We start from the raw sequence: 16,486 nt of genomic DNA, 5'->3' as shown, positions 1-16,486 counted from the left end.
CGGCGCTCATGATCCGCGGTGGGGGACGAACTCCTGCGCCTTGGTCTTGGCGCCCTGCACCATCAGATGCCACCCCGCCGGGTCACCTTTGAGGATGGACGCGGTCAGTTCTCTGGCCTGCTCGAAGGTGGCGTGCGGCGGAATCGGTGGCATCTCCGGGTCGCACCGGATGTCGAGCACCGTCGGGCGGTCGGCGGCCAGAGCCTGGTCCCAGGCCGCACCGATGTCGTCCTCGGTGTCCACGGCGATGGCGTGAAGTCCCATCGTGCGGGCGATGTCGGCGTAAGAGACCTCCGGAAGCGCCTGTGACTCCTCGAATTTGGGCGCACCGCCCATCGCCCGCAATTCCCACGTCACCTGGTTCAGGTCGTTGTTGTGGAATACACACACGATGAGCCGGCGGTCGGACCACTGCTCGTGATAGCGCCTGATCGTGAGCAGTTCGGCCATTCCGTTCATCTGCATCGCACCGTCGCCGACCATGGCGATCACCGGCCGGTCGGGGTGGGCGAATTTCGCGCCGACGGCGTACGGGACTCCCGGACCCATGGTCGCCAGGGTTCCGGACAGCGACCCCCGGATCTGGTCGCGGAACCGCAAGCATCGGGCGTACCAGTTGGTCGACGAACCGGAATCGGCAGTCACTATGGCGTTGTGCGGCAGGCGCTCAGACAGTTCCCAGGCGATTCGCATCGGGTTCACCGGTTTCGCCGACACCATGCATTCCCGCCTGATCGTCTCCCACCACCGCGCGACGTTCTTCTCGATCGTCGTCTGCCAGGAGCGGTCGGCTTTGCGCTGCAGCAAGGGAATCAACGCGTCGAGCGTCGCGGCGGAATCGGCGACGATGTTGACCTCGGTGGGGTAGCGCATGCCGATCGCCGCGCCGTCGATGTCGATCTGAATGCCGCGCGCCTGCCCGTATTCCGGCATGAACTGGCTGTACGGGAAATTGGAGCCGACGATGAGCAGCGTGTCGCAATCGCGCATCAGTTCATAGCTGGGTCGGGTTCCCAGCAATCCGATCGATCCGGTGACGTACGGCAGGTCATCGGAGAGCACGTCCTTCCCCAACAACGCCTTCGCGACACCGGCACCGGTCAGCTCGGCGATCTGCTCCACCTGTGCAGCCGCCGCCCGCGCACCCTGGCCGATCAGGATCGCTACCTTCTGGCCGGCGTTGAGGATGTCGGCGGCGGCGCGCACCTGGTTCTCGTTGGGCTGCAGGATCGGCCGTTCGAAGCTCGGTGCGCTCGACGGCACCTGCTTGAACTCGTGTCCCGGTGCCTGGTACGGCTCCTCCTGCAGGTCGGACGGAATGATCAGCGCGGTCGGCGCCCGCCGGGTCAGTGCGGTCCGGATGGCGCGATCCAGGGCGTTGGGGAGCTGGCTGGCGACATTCACCTCGACGAGGTACTCGCTGGCCACGTCGTTGTAGAGCGCTTGCAGGTCGATTTCCTGCTGATAACTGCCGCCCATCGCGCTGCGCGCGGTCTGACCGACGATGGCTACCACCGGAACGCGGTCGAGCTTCGCGTCGTACAGCCCGTTCAGCAGATGCACCGCACCCGGACCGGAGGTCGCCATGCACACGCCGATCCGGCCGGTGAACTTCGCGTAGCCCACCGCCTCGAATGCCGCCATCTCCTCATGGCGGGCCTGGATGAACTGCGGGGTGTTGTCGGAACGCCCGAACGCGGCGACGATGCCGTTGATACCGTCGCCGGGATAGGCGAATACATGCTCGACATCCCATTCGCGCAAGCGCTTCAACAAGAAGTCCGCGACGTCCTCAGCCATGTCTCTCCTCCGCCCACGGGGGGGCGCATCTGTCGATGCGCCGCTGCGATCGCGGTCGCAGTACCCGGGGCGATGGGCGCCAAACGCAAAGCGGGCAAATCTGTTGCTTTAGCGCAAAGAGTGCGTGACGCGAGTCAGCCCTGTGCCTGCACCGAGACCGGCTGCCATTGCTCCCACGTCGTGATCCGGTTCTCGTAGTCGGCCTTGGCCAGCTGCAGGGGCAGCTCACCGAAGAACACCCGCAGCGGCGGATTGTCGGCGTCGACGATCTTCAACACCGCTGCGGCAGACGCCTTGGGGTCGCCGGACTTGGCGGTGCGCTGGCTGCGTGCACGGTCCGCGGCGGCGTGGGCCTCCTGGTAGTCGGGCAGCGCCGTGGCGCGCTTGGCGGACGAACCGGCCCAGTCGGTGTCGAAGCCGCCCGGCTCGATCAACGTGACATGGATGCCGAACGACTCGACCTCCTGCGCCAGCGCCTGCGAAAAGCCCTCCAGCGCCCACTTCGACGCGTGATAGATGCCGACGTTCTGGAACGCGGTGATGCCGCCGATCGAGGAGACCTGCAGGATGTGTCCGCTGCGCTGGGCCCGCAGGTAGGGCAGCGCCGCCTGGGTCACCCACAGCGCGCCGAACAGATTCGTCTCGATCTGTGCCCGCGCCTCCTGTTCGGAGAGTTCCTCGATGAAGCCGAACTGGCCGTAGCCGGCGTTGTTGACCACGATGTCGAGCCGGCCGAAATGGTCGTGTGCCTGTTTGACCGCGGCGAAGTCGGCCTCCCGGTCGTCGACGTCGAGTGCGATCGGCAGCAGCGCGTCGCCGTACTGCTCCTTCAGGTCGTCGAGGGTCGAGGTGTCGCGCGCGGTGGCGGCGACGCGGTCGCCGCGGTCGAGGGCGGCGATCGCCCACTCCCGCCCGAAACCGCGTGATGTTCCGGTGATGAACCACACTTTTTCGCTCATGTTCCGGTGCAATACCCGCACCCCCCGTCCTGATTCCCGGTCCCGGTGGATTCACAGGTAGCGTCGGTCCGGTGAGTCGCGCGACGCTGGACAAGGATCCGCACGAGGTCGCATCGATGTTCGACGCCGTGGCGCGCCGCTACGACCTGACGAACACGGTGCTCTCGCTGGGGCAGGACCGGTTCTGGCGGCGTGCCACGCGTGCGGCGTTGGGCATCGGCCCGGGGGACCGGGTCCTGGACCTGGCGGCCGGTACGGCGGTGTCGACGGTGGAATTGGCGTCCTCGGGCGCCTGGTGTGTGGCGGCGGACTTCTCGGTCGGCATGCTGGCCGCAGGCCGCCGGCGCGATCTACCCAAGGTGGCCGGCGACGCGACGAGGCTGCCGTTCGCCGACGGATCCTTCGACGCGGTGACGATCAGCTTCGGGCTGCGCAACGTGGTCGACCACGCAGCCGGTCTGCGCGAGATGGCCCGCGTGACCCGGCCGGGTGGGCGGCTGGTCGTGTGCGAATTCGCCACGCCCACCAACCGTGCCTTCGCCACGCTGTACAAGGAGTACCTGATGCAGGCGCTACCCCGGATGGCGCAGGCCGTGTCGTCGAATCCCGATGCCTATGTCTATCTCGCCGAGTCGATCCGGGCGTGGCCGGATCAGCCGGAGCTGGCCCGGCGCATCGCGGCCGCCGGGTGGTCACGGGTGCGCTGGCGCAACCTCACCGGCGGCATCGTCGCACTGCACTCCGCCGTCAAACCCTGACCCGGTCCTCGTCCCGGTACGTCGCCGACAACGTGACGATGACGGTGTCGGCGACCTTCAGCGAACCCATGAACATCGAATACGGGGTGAGGCCGAAGTCGGTCTGGCGCACCGGTGTGCGCGCCGACAGCGTCCACCCGGTGCCGGTGTCGCTGACCTGGACGTCCACCGAGTGTGCGCGGCGATGGCCGTGGATGTGCAGATCGCCGGACAGCCGATAGCCCTCCGGAATGGTCGTCACCTCCAGCGTCTCGAAGGATACCGTCGGAAAGCGTTGCGTCGAAAGCGTTTTCAGCGCGTTGCTGCGGGCCAGCGCGCGCTCGGCGCCGGACAGGGGTGTCAAGCCGCCCTCGCCATGTTCGACGGCCAGCGACGCCGTCTCGGCGGTCAACCGAACCGCCGTCGGTTCGTCGTCGGACCAGTCGACCTCGGCGCGCCACGACCCGACCGACAGGGTGAGCCGGTGCCCCATCCGGGCGGCCCGGCCGGTGACGTCGGTGTGGACCTGCAGATCACCGTCGGCGGCGGTCAACGTCGTGGTGTGCATCCGGGCCATGGGTCCACCATCTCACGATCGGCTCGAACGTCGGTGTCAGGCGGCCAATCTGGCCGTGACCGCGACCACGCGGGTGGCCAGGTGGTCGAGCGCGGCGACGGTGGCGTCGTCGAGTTCGTTCTGATTGTCCGGTCCGGTGACATGGCCGACGCCGTAGGGGTTGCCGTCGGCGAACTTCAGTCCGTCGGTGTACCCCGGTGGCACCAGCACACCACCGAAATGCATCAGCGAGGTGTACATGCCGATCAGCGTCGTCTCCTGGCCGCCGTGCAACGTCTGGCTCGAGGTGAAACAGGCGTAGGCCTTGTCGGCGAGCTTTCCCTGAGACCACAGTCCGCCGAGTGAATCCATGAATGTCTGGAACGGTGCGGCGGTGCTGCCGAAGCGGGTGGGTGAACCGAGGATCACGGCGTCGGCCCAGACGATGTCGTCACCGCTGGCGGCGGGAAGGTCCTTCGTCGCCTCGTAGTTGGCCGTCCAGGCCGGATTGTCGGCGAAATCTTCGGGGTGGCGGGTTTCGGCGATATGGCGGATACGCACGTCGGCGCCGGCCCGTTCACCGGCGCGACCCAGATGTTCGGCCATCGTCGTGCCGTGTCCGGTGGTCGAGTAGTAGATCACTGCGAGATTCGTCACCGGTGACGGTTACCCGACGGGCCGGACGCCGACACCGATCCGCGCCGGGTGTCCCAGAGTCGTAATGTCTGGCCTGCGACCGCGTCGTCGTGGGTCTGTTGAAGGTTGCGCCCGCCGCGGCGATAGGTCGCCAGCACCGCGGCCGGGACGTGCGGTTCCAGCAGTGGCTCCGGCAACCACCGGCACGGCCGAACGTGTACCAGGTCGACATCGGTTGCGGCGGAATCGATGTCGTAAAAGTAGTCCCCGGTGATCCGGCCCAGCCAGTATCGGCCCTCGGTGTCGCGGGTCCAGACGAACGAACCGTCGGGCGCGTCGGCGAAGCGGGCGATCCGGCGCTCTAGCCGGTCCGGGTCCACCGACCGCTCGCCGAAGCCGCACACCCCGCACCTGCGGGCCCGGGCGATCGTTGCCGCGACGTCGACACCGTCGTCGCGCGAGCGCATCGGGGCGCGGAAGACCCGCACCTCTTCCGTCATCGTCTACCCCCGTCCGCGGCCGTCTTTGGCGATAATCCCGGATGTGGAGACGTTCTGGCGATACGTCCGCATTCAGGCGATGATGTTCGTCTTCGGCTGCGTGGGACCGATCTTCCTCGTGCTGTTCTTCAGTACCCGCCTCGATACCGGCCCCGATCCCTCGATGAAGTGGGCGTACTGGTTCGGGCTGTTCATCACCGCGGCCGACGTGCTGATCGCCTTGGCCCTGACCGACGCCGGCCGCCGAGACGACGACGACGACCGAACGCCGCTGGACATGCGGCTCGCGGTGGCCTTCGCCAAGCGCCGCGACCGCGGTGACTGAACCGCTCAGCTGAAGGGCGGCCGGCTGTCCAGCCCCCGCGACGTCAGCCCGCCCACCCGCCAGATCCGGGCGATCCAGTCGGCGTCCTCGTCGGTCACCAGGTTGCCCATGACGCGCACCGCGACCTTCATCAGCGCCGTCGAGCGCATCGCCAGCGGTCCGGTCAGCGGCAGGAACCGCGGCAGGGTGAGCAGCAGGGCCAGTCGGCGGGCGGCCGAGAAGCCGCGGGCGTAATGCTGCTGGAGCACCGCGGGCCACACCCGGGTGAGGTCGGCGGAGCCGATCAGCTCGGCGGCCAGCCGCCCGGTCTCCAACCCGTAGTCGATGCCCTCACCGTTGAGCGGGTTGACGCACGCCGCCGCGTCCCCGACGAGCATCCAGTTCGGTCCGGCCACCCCGGATACCGCGCCGCCCATGGGCAGCAGTGCCGACAACGGCACGCGCGGCTGTCCGTCGAAGCCCCACTCTTCGCGGCGCAGATTCGCGTAGTAGGACAGCAGTGGACGCAGCGCGGCATCGGCGGGCCGCTTCTCGGTCGCCAGCGCCCCGACGCCGATGTTCACCTCGCCGTTTCCCAGCGGGAAGATCCACCCGTAGCCCGGTAGCACCTGTTGTTCGGGGGAGCGCAGTTCGAGATGCGACGTGATCCACGGCTCGTTGCTGCGCGGCGACGCGATGTAGGCACGCACGGCGACGCCGTAGACGGTCTGCTGATGCCAGGTCCGGCCCAGGACCCGGCCCAGTGTGGACCGGGCGCCGTCGGCGACGATCAACGTCGCCACCCGGATCTGCTCACCCGAGTCGAGCGTCACCGATTCGACCTTGCCCGACGAGCCGTGCTGCACCGCCACCGCTTTCGCGCCCAGCAGCATCTCGGCGCCGTCGTCGGCGGCGACCGAGCGGATGCGGTCGTCGAGTTCGGTGCGCGGCACCGCGCTACCCGTCGACGGGAAAGCCGGACCGGGCCAGGCGACCTGGACGTCAGCACCGAACCCGGACATCCGCAGCCCGTGGTGGCGGATGCGGGTGTCGAGCCACGGGCCGAGGCCCAGACGTTCCAGCTCGGCGACCGCGCGCGGGGTCAGTCCGTCACCGCAGGCCTTGTCCCGGGGGAACTGTGCCGAGTCGATCACCAGCACGTCGTGTCCGGCCCGCGCCGCCCAGGCCGCGGCCGCCGAACCCGCAGGTCCGGCGCCGATCACGACCACGTCCGCGCTGGTACGTCCCCGGGTCCCTTCGCTCCTGCCCGCCGCCACGTTCATGCTCCCCAGTATGTTGGCAGGGTGAGGACACCAGCGACCGTGGTGGCAGGGGTCGACTTCGGCGATCCGGCTTTCGCGGCAGAAGTTCGCGACGGGGTGGCCCGGATCGAAGAGCTGATGTCGGAGGAACTTGGCCGGGCCGACGAGCTGATGGCCGAGGCGGTGCAGCACCTCTTCCGGGCCGGCGGTAAACGCTTCCGTCCCTTGTTCACCGTGCTCGCGGCACGGCTCGGCCCGCAGCCCGACGCCTGGCAGGTGACGGTCGCCGGCGCGGTGATCGAGCTGGTGCATCTGGCCACGCTGTATCACGACGACGTCATGGACGAGGCCCAACTGCGCCGGGGCGCGCCCAGTGCGAACGCCCGCTGGAGTAACAACATCGCCATCCTGGCCGGCGACTACCTGTTCGCGACGGCGTCACGACTGGTCTCGCGGCTCGGACCCGATGCGGTACGGGTCATCGCCGACACCTTCGCCCAGCTGGTCACCGGTCAGATGCGCGAGACCCGCGGGGCGGCCGATGGCGGTGACGAGGTCGAGCATTACCTCAAGGTGGTGTACGAGAAGACGGCCTGCCTGATCGCTGCCTCGGGTCGGTTCGGCGCCACATTCTCCGGAGCCGGTGACGAGCAGATCGAACGGCTGGCACGCCTGGGCGGCATCGTCGGCACGGCGTTCCAGATATCCGACGACATCATCGACATCGACAGCGATCCCGACGAGTCGGGCAAGATTCCGGGCACCGATCTGCGTGAGGGTGTTCACACGCTGCCCGTTCTCTTCGCTCTGCGCGAGACTGGGGCGGATGCCGATCGGCTCCGCGAGTTGCTCGCCGAGCCGGTCGACAATGACGAGGATCTGGCCGAAGCGTTGCGGCTGCTACGCCGCTCGCCAGGCATGGGGCATGCGAAGGCGACGGTGACGCGCTATGCGCAGGAGGCTCGCGACGAGCTCGCGCAGCTGCCCGAGGGCCCGGGCCGGCAAGCGCTGGCCTCGCTGGTCGACTACACGATCACCCGGCACGGCTGAGCTGTGCGCGGAACCGACGGCGCGGTGTGCAGCGTTCAGTCAGCGAGGATCGTTTCGCAAGACTCATAGGAGATGAGATTCGATGACGTGGAATCCGCATGCCAACAGGATCAAGACGTTCCTGTTGCTGGTCGGCATGTCGGCGCTGATCGTCTTCATCGGTTCGCTGTTCGGTAGGTCCATCATGGCGCTGGCGGTGCTGTTCGCCGTCGGCATGAACGTCTACGTCTACTTCAACAGCGACAAGATGGCGCTGCGGGCCATGCACGCCCAGCCGGTCAGTGAGCTGCAGGCCCCGGTGATGTACCGGATCGTGCGGGAACTGGCCAACGCCGCGCACCAGCCGATGCCGCGGCTCTACATCTCCGACACCGCCAACCCGAACGCTTTCGCGACGGGACGTAACCCGCGTAACTCCGCCGTGTGCTGCACCACGGGAATCCTGCAGATCCTCAACGAGCGCGAGCTGCGCGCGGTGCTGGGCCACGAACTGTCCCACGTGTACAACCGCGACATCCTGATCTCGTGTGTGGCCGGCGCGATGGCGTCGATCATCACCGCACTGGCCAACATCGCCGTATTCGCCGGGATGTTCGGCGGCAACCGAGAGGGCACCAATCCTTTTGCGCTGCTGCTGGTTTCGCTGCTAGGCCCGATCGCCGCGACGGTGGTGCGGCTGGCGGTGTCGCGGTCGCGGGAGTATCAGGCCGACCAGTCGGGCGCCGAGTTGACCGGTGATCCGTTGGCGCTGGCATCGGCGCTGCGCAAGATCGCCGGTGGGGTGGAGGCGGCGCCGCTGCCGCCCCAACCACAGCTGGCCGATCAGGCGCACCTGATGATCGCCAGCCCGTTCCGCGCCGGCGAGAAGATGGGCAAGATGTTCTCGACGCATCCGCCGATCGAGGATCGGATCCGTCGGCTCGAGGACATGGCCGGCCGCGGGCCCGGTCACTACTGACGGTCGCCACGCGTACCTGTGGTGAACACTGTGGGCCCGCGTTAGGGTGACTGCGTGCTGAGCAGAACACTGATCGGCGTGGTGGGAGCCGTGGGGGCGGCTGTCGTTGGTGTGCCGGGGGTCGCGGCTGCACAACCTGCACCGCCACCGCCGCCACCGCTTCCCAACGTCAACGCCTTCGCGCCGGTGAACCCCAAGGACTTCGCCGTCATGGACGGCACCTGGTACGCGTTCACCGCGTCGGAGGGGCTCACCTGCGTGATCCAGCGCAGCGGGATGTACGGGTGCAACGGCGCCATGCCGGGCGCACCCAACGGCGCCAACCTGGTCAGCGGCTCCATCGGCGGCCTGCCGGGGTTCAGCTCGACGCCGGCGCCGGTGTTCGCGATGGCCGGTGAGGCCAAACCGCTGGCGCCCAACACCCGGCTGAGCTACCGCACGCTGAGCTGCGGCACCGACGGGGTCGCCACCACGTGCAGCGATGCGCAGACCGGTGCCGGTTTCGTCATCAGTCCGGCGGGTAGTTACACCGTCGGTGTCACCAATCCGCTCCTCAGTCGCGGCTAGGCGGCGTTCCGCCGCGTGCAGTTCGGAGGTCCGTGTCGATTCGCAGTAGCTCCGAGCGCGCCGATGCTCTGGATGCGGCGGTTGCCGGGGTCGGGATCGCCCCTGCCTACCAACCGATCGTGTCGCTGGATGACGGCCGCACCGTCGGGTTCGAGGCGCTGGCCCGGTGGCCGCATCTGTCGGATCCCAGCCCCGAGCCGGTCATCTCCCATGCGGTGACCACCGGGCAGCTCGATCTGCTGGACCGGGCCTGCATCGACGCGGCCGTCCGGGGCGCGCTGGGCAGCGACCTTCCCCGCGGCAGCCTGCTGCTGGTCAACTGTGAGCCGGCCACCCCCTATGCGGGGCGCAGCGACGACGAGGTGTTGGAGCGCGGTCACGGCGCGCTGAACCTGATGTTCGAGTTCACCGAACGTTCGCTGCTCGCGCACCCGCGCACGGTGCTGCGCAAGGTGGCCGCGCTGCGGGCCGACGGATTCTCCGTCGCGCTCGACGACATCGGCGTGAACCCCGACTCGCTGGCGCTGCTGGACGTGGTGCGGCCCGACGTCGTCAAACTCGACATCGACCTGGTGCAGACCCAGCCGCGCGCCGATCAGGCCCGCACCCTGTCCGCGGTGCTGGCCCACCACGAACGCACGGGTGCGGTCATTCTCGCCGAGGGCATCGAGACCGAGGAACACCTGGACCAGGCCCTCGGGCTGGGGGCGTCGCTCGGACAGGGTTACCGGTATGGCCGGGCGACGTCGCTGACCGATCAGCAGCCGGTGCCGTGGCAGGGCCCCGCGCGCAACGACGGCCACGCGCCGCTGGCCGGCGCCCCGTTCGGCCTGATCGCGGGGAAGTCGCCGGTGCGCACGGCGCGCAAGCAGACGTTGTACGCGTTCACCCGGCACATCGAGAAGCAGGCCATGCTGGTGGCCGATCCACCTATGGTGCTGGCGGCGTTGCAGCGCGCGGAGCACTACACCGAGCGCACCCGCAATCAGTACCGGAAGCTGGCGAAGACCTGCCCGCTGGTGGCGATCTTCGCCGAGGGGTTACCCGACGAACCCGATCCCAACGTCCGTGTGCTGTCGCTGAATCCGGCCGATCCGCTGTGCGAGGAATGGTCGGTGGTGGTGCTCGGACCGCACCATTGCGTGGCCCTGCTCGCCCGTGAGGTCGAACCGGAACCGGGCCGGCCCGAACCGGCCGACCGGGACCGTCGCTTCGATTTCGCCATCACCTACGACCGCACGCTGGTCACCGAGGCCGCGCGCAACATGCTCGACCGGATGCTCTAGAACCCCTGGCCGTGTACCTCGTGGCCGGGCTTCTCGGCGACAAGTCCGCGATAAGCCTGTTCGACGGTGGAGCCGTGGTTGATCACGCCGTCGACCTCGCGGGCGATCGGCATGTTGATGCCGTACTCGTCGGCGAACTCCATGATCACCTTCGACGCCTTCACGCCTTCGGCGACCTGGTTCATCGCGGCGATGATCTCGTCGATCGGCTTGCCCGCACCCAGTTGTTCGCCGACGTGGCGGTTACGGCTGCGCTGGCTGGTGCAGGTGACGATGAGGTCGCCCATGCCGGCCAGGCCGGCGAAGGTGTCGCGGTGCCCGCCCATCGCCTCGCCGAGTTTCGACATCTCGCGGACTGCGCGGGCGATCACCATGGCGCGGGTGTTCTCGCCGATGCCCAGCGAGTAGCCCATGCCGACGGCGATGGCGTAGACGTTCTTCAGTGCACCGGCCATCTCGACGCCGACCACATCGTCGGTGGTGTAGGTGCGGAAACGTTTGGTACGGAACAGCTCTGCGAGCTGCGCGGCGAGGTAGGGGTCGGGCATGGCGAGCACCGCTGCGGCGGCGTAGCCGTCGGCGACCTCGCGGGCGATGTTCGGCCCGGCGAGGATGCCGGCCGGATGCCCGGGCAGCACCTCGCCGACGATCTGGCTCATCCGCTTGTTGCTGCCCTGCTCGAGGCCCTTCACCAGCGAGACCACCGGCACCCACGGGCGCAGTTCGCCGGCGAGCTCTTCGAGGACGCCGCGGAAGCCGTGCGAGGGGACACCCATGACGACGACGTCGGCGCAGTTGGCCGCTTCGGAGAAGTCGGTGGTGGCGCGCAACGTCTCGCTGAGCACGCAGTCGTCGCCGAGGTAGCGCGAATTGCGGTGGTTGGCGTTGATGTCCTTGGCGGTGTCCTCTGAACGGACCCACTGGATGGTGGGGGCGCGGCGGGAGCAGATCGAAGCCACCGTGGTGCCCCAGGATCCGCCACCGAGAACAACGACATTGGGTTCACGTTGCGCAGGTGCCATGGCGATCAGCGTAGGTCCGCTGATGCTCGCGAGGGGCCGGTTTGCGGCTCGCCGCGGGCCGCGTCAGCGGTAGTTGACGAATTGCAGCGCGACGTCCAGGTCGGAACCCTTGAGCAGCGAGATGACCGCCTGCAGGTCGTCGCGCTTCTTCGAGCTCACCCGGATCTCGTCGCCCTGGATCTGGGCTTTGACGCCCTTGGGTCCCTCGTCGCGGATGATCTTGGTGATCTTCTTGGCCTCTTCGCTGGAGATCCCCTGCTTGAGGGTGCCCGAGACCCGGTAGGTCTTGCCGCTGGGCTGGGGGTCGCCGGCGTCGAAGGCCTTCATGGAGATGTCGCGGCGGACCAGTTTCTCCTTGAAGACGTCGACGGCCGCCTTCACCCGCTCCTCGGTGGAGCTGACGATCTCGATGGCCTCCTCGCCCTTCCAGGCGATGGTGGTGTCGGTGCCGCGGAAGTCGAAGCGCGTGCTCAGCTCTTTGGCGGCCTGGTTGAGCGCGTTGTCGACCTCCTGGCGGTCGACCTTGCTGACGACGTCGAAGCTGGAATCCGCCATGGATTCGCTCCCTTCCTGCTGGTTCGGCTGGCGCCCTGGGGCGTTTTCGTCTTCGGCCCATCCTCGTTGTACCCTGCTAGTCGCACCAAATCCGTCAGGACGGTGCGACCATCCCGGCAGGTTGCCCGAGCGGCCAATGGGAGCGGACTGTAAATCCGTCGGCTAACGCCTACACAGGTTCGAATCCTGTACCTGCCACCGAGGTCAGAGCACGTTTCTGGCCACTGCGACCGGCCCCTTCTGGGGGCCGGTACGCAGTTGGTACGCAACTGATTCGGCGGCAGCGTCGAATGCATCGGCCACCGCGTCCAGGTCGTCAGGGAACAGGTGCCCGTACCGGTCCAGCGTCAGCACCGCCGTCTTATGCCCCAGTAGCCGCTGCACCACCTTCACGTTGGCCCCCGAGCTGATCGCCAGTGACGCGCACGTGTGGCGTAGATCGTGCAACCGCGTGCCGTCGCAACCCGCCACAACTGCGGTGGCCTTGGTGAAGGCGTAGCGGGCTTGCCCGAGGGTCAGGTGGTCACCGCTGCGCGCAGACCTGAACACCAGAGCATCGGCGGGGCGGTCGGCAACCTCAGTCGCCAGCAGCCGGGCGACGAACGTGGGAACCGGGACCGTGCGCGCGGTGTGATTCTTGGTCGGCCCCTCCACCAGACCGGTCTTGCGCACGTAGGTCACCGACCGGCGCACCCGTATGCGGCGGGCCGCCACGTCAACGTCACCGACCCGCAGCGCGGCAGCCTCACCGAACCGCAGGCCGCAGTAGCCGAGCACCAGCACCAGGGTGCGCAGGCGGCCCGACGCCACCGCGACACGGTGCAGCTGGTCGTGGGTCAGGTACTTCTGTTCGGTCTCTGGCAGCCTGGGCAGCTCCACCCCATCGGCGGGGTTGGCCGGCAGGTGCTTGGCCTTCACCGCGAATTTGAGCACTGCGCCGACGAGCTGGTGGGCCTGGCGCACCCGTGACGCGCTCAAGCCCTTCCCCTCAAACCGCACCGACCCGCCCACGGACAGCTCGGTGATCCACACCTGCAGGTCATCGAACCGCATGTCCCGCAGCGGCACGTCACGCCACCGTGGCAGCACCACCGTGTCCAGCAGCGACCGGTACCCGGCCACGGTTTTGGCTGACCGCGTGGCCTTGGTGGACAGCCAGCGTTCGGCCATCGTCCCGAACGTGACGCCCGATAGCGCCGGATCGGTCCACGTACCGGTCACCTGGTCGCTGACCTGGCGGTTGAGCCAGTTTTGAGCATCGGTCTTACGTCCAAATGCTTTGGTGTGTTCCTGGCCGCTGTCGTCTACGTAGCTCGCACGCCAACGCATCCCCCGACCATGGCGCGAGCTGTTGACGGTGCGGAGCGTCCCGTCAGGGTCGCGCACTGTCTTGGTCCACAGGTCGGCTACACCAGCCCGCCGGTTGCGCTTGGTGCTCACTCGTTGCCCCTCTCGGCTTGATCGTCGGCGTCCAACATGGCCCGCAGTAGTCGGCGGGTGTTCCGGGTGACCGCAGTGCTGCCCGGCCATTCCTGGACGGCGGCCAGAGCTTGGGCCGCCTCGCCGAGGGCCACGCATGCGCTATCGCACTTGGCAATCAGGTCGTCCTGGCCACCGAGGGCTGCCAGTTCCCCGGCGCGTTCGCGCATCGTCGTCTCGGCTGTCTGTACCTGCCAGGCGCTGTGCTGCGCAGTCTCCAGCACCGAGCGGAGGGCGTAGAGCAGGTCATCATCCCGGCTGGCCTTGCGTCCCAGCAGCGCGTCCAGCGACACGCCGAACAGCTCTGCGATGCCCACAGCCTCATCGACGCGGACTGTCCGGTCACCCTTCTCAATCTTGTGGATAGTCGTCGGGTGTAGGTCGATTCCGTTGTCGGACAGTCGTTTTGCCATCTCAGCCTGTGACCAGCCGTGGCGGTCGCGTTCGGCCTTGACGCGGTTGCGAAATTGGGCAGCTATCCGTTCACTTCTTCCCATATTCGCAATATAGCTCATTTCGCATTGACCAACACCACCAACGTCGGTACCAATGGTGGCACTGCGAAATCAGAGAACTTGCGAATATCGAAAGGACTGCACACATGGCCGCTGAGTACATGGACTGCATCGACCTGGAAGAGCTGACCGGCACCCCCGCCAGCACCTGGCGCTACTGGGCGCACATCGGACAGGGGCCGCCCAGCCTCAAGCTGGGCCGCCGCCGGGTGTGGCGTCGTGCCGCCGTCATGCAGTGGCTGGAAGAGCAGGAGCGGACTACGGCATGACCCACAAGAAAGCCCCCGGCTCTGCGTGGCTGGCGTCGCGCGGGGGCTTCCTCGGTTGCCCGAAAGGCGCTGCCGACTCTACGCGCGACGGCTGACAGAGAGGCGATGAAACACCGATGGGAAGGCCCAAGTACGTGCAGACCGAGACGGACGACCTTGAGGTGTTCGGGTTCCGGGACGCAGCAGTGTTGGCCCTGATCCGGTACCGCACCGAGCTGCTTGCCCCAGCCGACGATGGGCGCCGGTACTGGACGGCGAGCTACGAAGACATGGCCGCGCAGCTGGTCGGCGAACGTCCAGGAGGCCGCGATGCAGTCAAGCGCGCGTTGCTGAGTTTGAGGGCCAAGGGTGCGGTCACAGCAAAGCGTTTCGGGCCGCCAACTGACCAGAAGTGGGCGTACAGCGCTGACCTGCCAGGGGGCGAAAACGCCCCGGTCCAGGACGGCTCTGACCAGCCACAGGGCGAAAACGCCCCGGTTATCCACAACCAGGGCGAAAATGCCCCGGTACCAGGGCGAAAATGCCCCGGAACCAGGGCGAAAACGCCCTCTCTACTACCTATAGAGACAGGAGACAAAGAAGAGAAGCGCGCGAGCGCGCCCACCTCGCCTCCAACCCTCACAGTGATCAGCAACAGCAACCCCTCACTGCCGCCCATGCAGCGACCGCCTCGGTGTGACCGGCACCCCGAGGGCACAACTGCGCCGTGCCGCCAATGCCAGGCGGTCCGGGAGTGGCAGGAGGCCGCTGCTGCCGAGGACGCCCAGGCCCGCGACCGGCTCAACCGTCACGTCCTCGCGGCCATCGACGCATGCGGCGAGTGCGACGACCGGGGCTTCGTAGACGACGGCGACGCGATGCGGCGATGCACGCTGCACGTCAACCGCGACGGGATGGTCTCGTGACCACCTGGCCCGACCTGGACGCCCTGACCGCCGCCGACCTGGACCACCTGCTGCCCGTGTTCGCGGCCCTCGCTGAGACCTGCACCGAGCGCGGCCACGCTCGGATGGCCCAGGCCGCCTACGCCGTGGCCACCGAACGCTACCGCCGCGACAACCCCGAGCTGGCCGCGCTGCCGCTGCCACCGCTGGACGAGCTGCCGACCACCACGCTGGCCGCCCTGGTCTCCGCCCTCGACCGCCCCGGCGGCAGCCCCGGCCTCGCAGCGTGGCGTGAGGACACCCAGCGCGCCGCGTTCGCTGCGGTCTCCCGCCGGGTCACGGCGCGGCGGCAACGCGCCGAACGACGGGGCCGCTGGTGACCCTGACCCCATGCCTCGACTGCGGCGAGCCGTGCACCGGCCCCCGCTGCCCCGAGCACCGCCTGACCGACACCCGAGTGAGGCGCGGACCCGGACAGGCCGCCTATGACCCCGTGTGGCGGGCACTGTCCAAGCGGGCACGTCGTGCCCAGCCGTGGTGCGACGACTGCGGCACGTCGCGCGACCTCACCACCGACCACGTGATCCCCAAGACCGTGGCGCCCGAGCTGGTCCACGCACCTGAGAACCTGGCCGTGCGGTGTCGCCCGTGCAACGCCAGCCGAGGCGCCACCGGCTGGACCACCGCCGAGGCCCAGCAGGTGCTGGCCAGACTGCGGGCCACCGCCCGCCGCCGACCCTCCCGACTGATCCGGGAACGCATCGCCGCCGCGCAGCGCGCTGTGCGGACCAGGGGGGCAGGGGTCAGCGACCTCGAGCCCACCCCATCCCGGAGGCCAAGTTTGAGATACACACCGCCGGGCGGTGCCTCGTGAGCAGCGGGATGCTAGTCCTTGTCGTCGTCCAGCACGTCGTCCCAGCTGTGCACCTGGGGATTTCGCTTCGGCCCCGGCGCGTGCCCCTTGTCGGCGAACAGGCTCATCCAAACCGTCTGGGGGGTGTACGAGACCTTGCCGTGCGTATCGGGGGAGACAACTTTGAGCACGCCGCCCTCCAGGAACTCGTACTCGGCTTGGTCGCCGAACTCGTCTTTGGGAAGTCCCAGCCAGGGCAGATAACTCACGGTGAATGCCATGGTCGGAGCCTGC

The 16,486-nt window shown here is 68.1% G+C and carries 21 protein-coding genes and 1 tRNA gene; 11 read left to right on the top strand and 11 right to left on the bottom strand.

The genetic code is table 11. From position 1 onward, the window contains the following. Nucleotides 1-6 precede the first annotated feature (6 nt). Both ACN27E_RS13830 and ACN27E_RS13825 read right to left on the bottom strand, forming a co-directional pair. Nucleotides 7-1,800, bottom strand: a complete 1,794-nt coding sequence (locus ACN27E_RS13830; protein ID WP_422742183.1) for a thiamine pyrophosphate-requiring protein — start codon at nucleotides 1,798-1,800, stop codon at nucleotides 7-9. Between the two features lie 134 nt (nucleotides 1,801-1,934). Further along, a complete protein-coding gene (locus ACN27E_RS13825; protein WP_422742181.1) occupies nucleotides 1,935-2,759 on the bottom strand; it encodes an SDR family oxidoreductase in 825 nt (274 codons plus the stop codon). A gap of 71 nt (nucleotides 2,760-2,830) precedes the next feature. On the opposite strand from ACN27E_RS13825, the gene ACN27E_RS13820 reads away from it, so the two are divergent. Continuing rightward, nucleotides 2,831-3,517 (top strand): demethylmenaquinone methyltransferase, encoded by a 687-nt coding sequence (locus ACN27E_RS13820; protein WP_422742179.1) that lies wholly within the window; start codon nucleotides 2,831-2,833, stop codon nucleotides 3,515-3,517. On the opposite strand, the gene ACN27E_RS13815 is transcribed toward ACN27E_RS13820, so the two are convergent. The 3 genes from ACN27E_RS13815 to ACN27E_RS13805 are packed head-to-tail and all read right to left on the bottom strand — an operon-like array spanning nucleotide 3,507 to nucleotide 5,188. Beyond that, on the bottom strand, nucleotides 3,507-4,073 hold the full coding sequence (locus ACN27E_RS13815; protein WP_422742177.1) for a YceI family protein: 567 nt from the start codon (nucleotides 4,071-4,073) through the stop codon (nucleotides 3,507-3,509). The genes ACN27E_RS13820 and ACN27E_RS13815 overlap by 11 nt on opposite strands. A gap of 36 nt (nucleotides 4,074-4,109) precedes the next feature. Then, nucleotides 4,110-4,709: an NAD(P)H-dependent oxidoreductase gene (locus ACN27E_RS13810; RefSeq protein ID WP_422742176.1), complete on the bottom strand. Its 600-nt coding sequence runs from the start codon at nucleotides 4,707-4,709 to the stop codon at nucleotides 4,110-4,112. Then, the gene (locus ACN27E_RS13805; RefSeq protein WP_422742173.1) at nucleotides 4,706-5,188 is read right to left on the bottom strand and encodes a GAF domain-containing protein; all 483 of its coding nucleotides are present in this window, start codon (nucleotides 5,186-5,188) and stop codon (nucleotides 4,706-4,708) included. Before ACN27E_RS13805 ends, ACN27E_RS13810 begins: the two co-directional genes overlap by 4 nt. Nucleotides 5,189-5,231: 43 nt before the next feature. On the opposite strand from ACN27E_RS13805, the gene ACN27E_RS13800 reads away from it, so the two are divergent. Beyond that, entirely contained in the window at nucleotides 5,232-5,513 is a 282-nt protein-coding gene (locus ACN27E_RS13800) for a hypothetical protein (protein ID WP_422742171.1), read from the top strand. Nucleotides 5,514-5,518: 5 nt separating this feature from the next. Here ACN27E_RS13800 and menJ read toward each other — a convergent pair whose 3' ends face one another. Then, on the bottom strand, nucleotides 5,519-6,775 hold the full coding sequence (gene menJ, locus ACN27E_RS13795) for a menaquinone reductase (protein WP_422742169.1): 1,257 nt from the start codon (nucleotides 6,773-6,775) through the stop codon (nucleotides 5,519-5,521). A 21-nt stretch (nucleotides 6,776-6,796) separates the two neighbouring features. Between menJ and grcC1 the strand changes: the two genes are divergently transcribed. The 4 genes from grcC1 (at nucleotide 6,797) to ACN27E_RS13775 (ending at nucleotide 10,615) form a co-directional block, all read left to right on the top strand. Then, the gene (grcC1, locus tag ACN27E_RS13790; RefSeq protein ID WP_422742166.1) at nucleotides 6,797-7,804 is read left to right on the top strand and encodes a nonaprenyl/(2E,6E)-farnesyl/geranylgeranyl diphosphat synthase; all 1,008 of its coding nucleotides are present in this window, start codon (nucleotides 6,797-6,799) and stop codon (nucleotides 7,802-7,804) included. An 82-nt stretch (nucleotides 7,805-7,886) separates the two neighbouring features. Then, nucleotides 7,887-8,762, top strand: a complete 876-nt coding sequence (gene htpX, locus ACN27E_RS13785) for a zinc metalloprotease HtpX (RefSeq protein ID WP_422742163.1) — start codon at nucleotides 7,887-7,889, stop codon at nucleotides 8,760-8,762. A 54-nt stretch (nucleotides 8,763-8,816) separates the two neighbouring features. Continuing rightward, a complete protein-coding gene (locus ACN27E_RS13780; protein ID WP_422742160.1) occupies nucleotides 8,817-9,329 on the top strand; it encodes a hypothetical protein in 513 nt (170 codons plus the stop codon). A gap of 32 nt (nucleotides 9,330-9,361) precedes the next feature. After that, complete coding sequence (locus tag ACN27E_RS13775; RefSeq protein WP_422742158.1) at nucleotides 9,362-10,615, top strand: sensor domain-containing phosphodiesterase; 1,254 nt, start codon at nucleotides 9,362-9,364, stop codon at nucleotides 10,613-10,615. On the opposite strand, the gene ACN27E_RS13770 is transcribed toward ACN27E_RS13775, so the two are convergent. Together ACN27E_RS13770 and ACN27E_RS13765 are read right to left on the bottom strand one after the other, a co-directional pair. Next, entirely contained in the window at nucleotides 10,612-11,637 is a 1,026-nt protein-coding gene (locus ACN27E_RS13770; RefSeq protein WP_422742156.1) for an NAD(P)H-dependent glycerol-3-phosphate dehydrogenase, read from the bottom strand. The genes ACN27E_RS13775 and ACN27E_RS13770 overlap by 4 nt on opposite strands. A gap of 63 nt (nucleotides 11,638-11,700) precedes the next feature. Next, nucleotides 11,701-12,192, bottom strand: coding sequence for a YajQ family cyclic di-GMP-binding protein (locus tag ACN27E_RS13765; RefSeq protein WP_422742154.1), 492 nt, complete (start codon nucleotides 12,190-12,192; stop codon nucleotides 11,701-11,703). Nucleotides 12,193-12,307: 115 nt separating this feature from the next. Here ACN27E_RS13765 and ACN27E_RS13760 point away from each other — a divergent pair. Next, nucleotides 12,308-12,390: transfer RNA gene (locus ACN27E_RS13760), tRNA-Tyr, on the top strand. Between the two features lie 6 nt (nucleotides 12,391-12,396). Here the strand turns inward: ACN27E_RS13760 and ACN27E_RS13755 are convergent. After that, a complete protein-coding gene (locus ACN27E_RS13755) occupies nucleotides 12,397-13,521 on the bottom strand; it encodes a tyrosine-type recombinase/integrase (protein ID WP_422742153.1) in 1,125 nt (374 codons plus the stop codon). Between the two features lie 107 nt (nucleotides 13,522-13,628). After that, complete coding sequence (locus ACN27E_RS13750) at nucleotides 13,629-14,168, bottom strand: helix-turn-helix transcriptional regulator (RefSeq protein ID WP_422742151.1); 540 nt, start codon at nucleotides 14,166-14,168, stop codon at nucleotides 13,629-13,631. A 104-nt stretch (nucleotides 14,169-14,272) separates the two neighbouring features. Here ACN27E_RS13750 and ACN27E_RS13745 point away from each other — a divergent pair, with 104 nt between their 5' ends. The 4 genes from ACN27E_RS13745 to ACN27E_RS13730 all read left to right on the top strand — a co-directional run bounded on the left by ACN27E_RS13745 (nucleotide 14,273) and on the right by ACN27E_RS13730 (nucleotide 16,213). Then, the gene (locus ACN27E_RS13745) at nucleotides 14,273-14,455 is read left to right on the top strand and encodes a helix-turn-helix domain-containing protein (protein WP_422742149.1); all 183 of its coding nucleotides are present in this window, start codon (nucleotides 14,273-14,275) and stop codon (nucleotides 14,453-14,455) included. A 116-nt stretch (nucleotides 14,456-14,571) separates the two neighbouring features. Continuing rightward, nucleotides 14,572-15,360, top strand: coding sequence for a hypothetical protein (locus tag ACN27E_RS13740; RefSeq protein ID WP_422742147.1), 789 nt, complete (start codon nucleotides 14,572-14,574; stop codon nucleotides 15,358-15,360). Beyond that, entirely contained in the window at nucleotides 15,357-15,719 is a 363-nt protein-coding gene (locus ACN27E_RS13735; protein ID WP_422742145.1) for a hypothetical protein, read from the top strand. Before ACN27E_RS13740 ends, ACN27E_RS13735 begins: the two co-directional genes overlap by 4 nt. Then, on the top strand, nucleotides 15,716-16,213 hold the full coding sequence (locus ACN27E_RS13730) for an HNH endonuclease (protein WP_422742142.1): 498 nt from the start codon (nucleotides 15,716-15,718) through the stop codon (nucleotides 16,211-16,213). Before ACN27E_RS13735 ends, ACN27E_RS13730 begins: the two co-directional genes overlap by 4 nt. Nucleotides 16,214-16,224: 11 nt before the next feature. Here ACN27E_RS13730 and ACN27E_RS13725 read toward each other — a convergent pair whose 3' ends face one another. Next, complete coding sequence (locus ACN27E_RS13725; protein ID WP_422742140.1) at nucleotides 16,225-16,473, bottom strand: hypothetical protein; 249 nt, start codon at nucleotides 16,471-16,473, stop codon at nucleotides 16,225-16,227. Nucleotides 16,474-16,486: the final 13 nt, after the last annotated feature.

The organism is Mycobacterium sp. WMMD1722 (genome assembly GCF_049315205.1).
GTDB lineage: Bacteria > Actinomycetota > Actinomycetes > Mycobacteriales > Mycobacteriaceae > Mycobacterium.
Note: the sequence above shows the minus strand (reverse complement) of the source record. Positions and strands in the feature narration are given on the sequence as shown.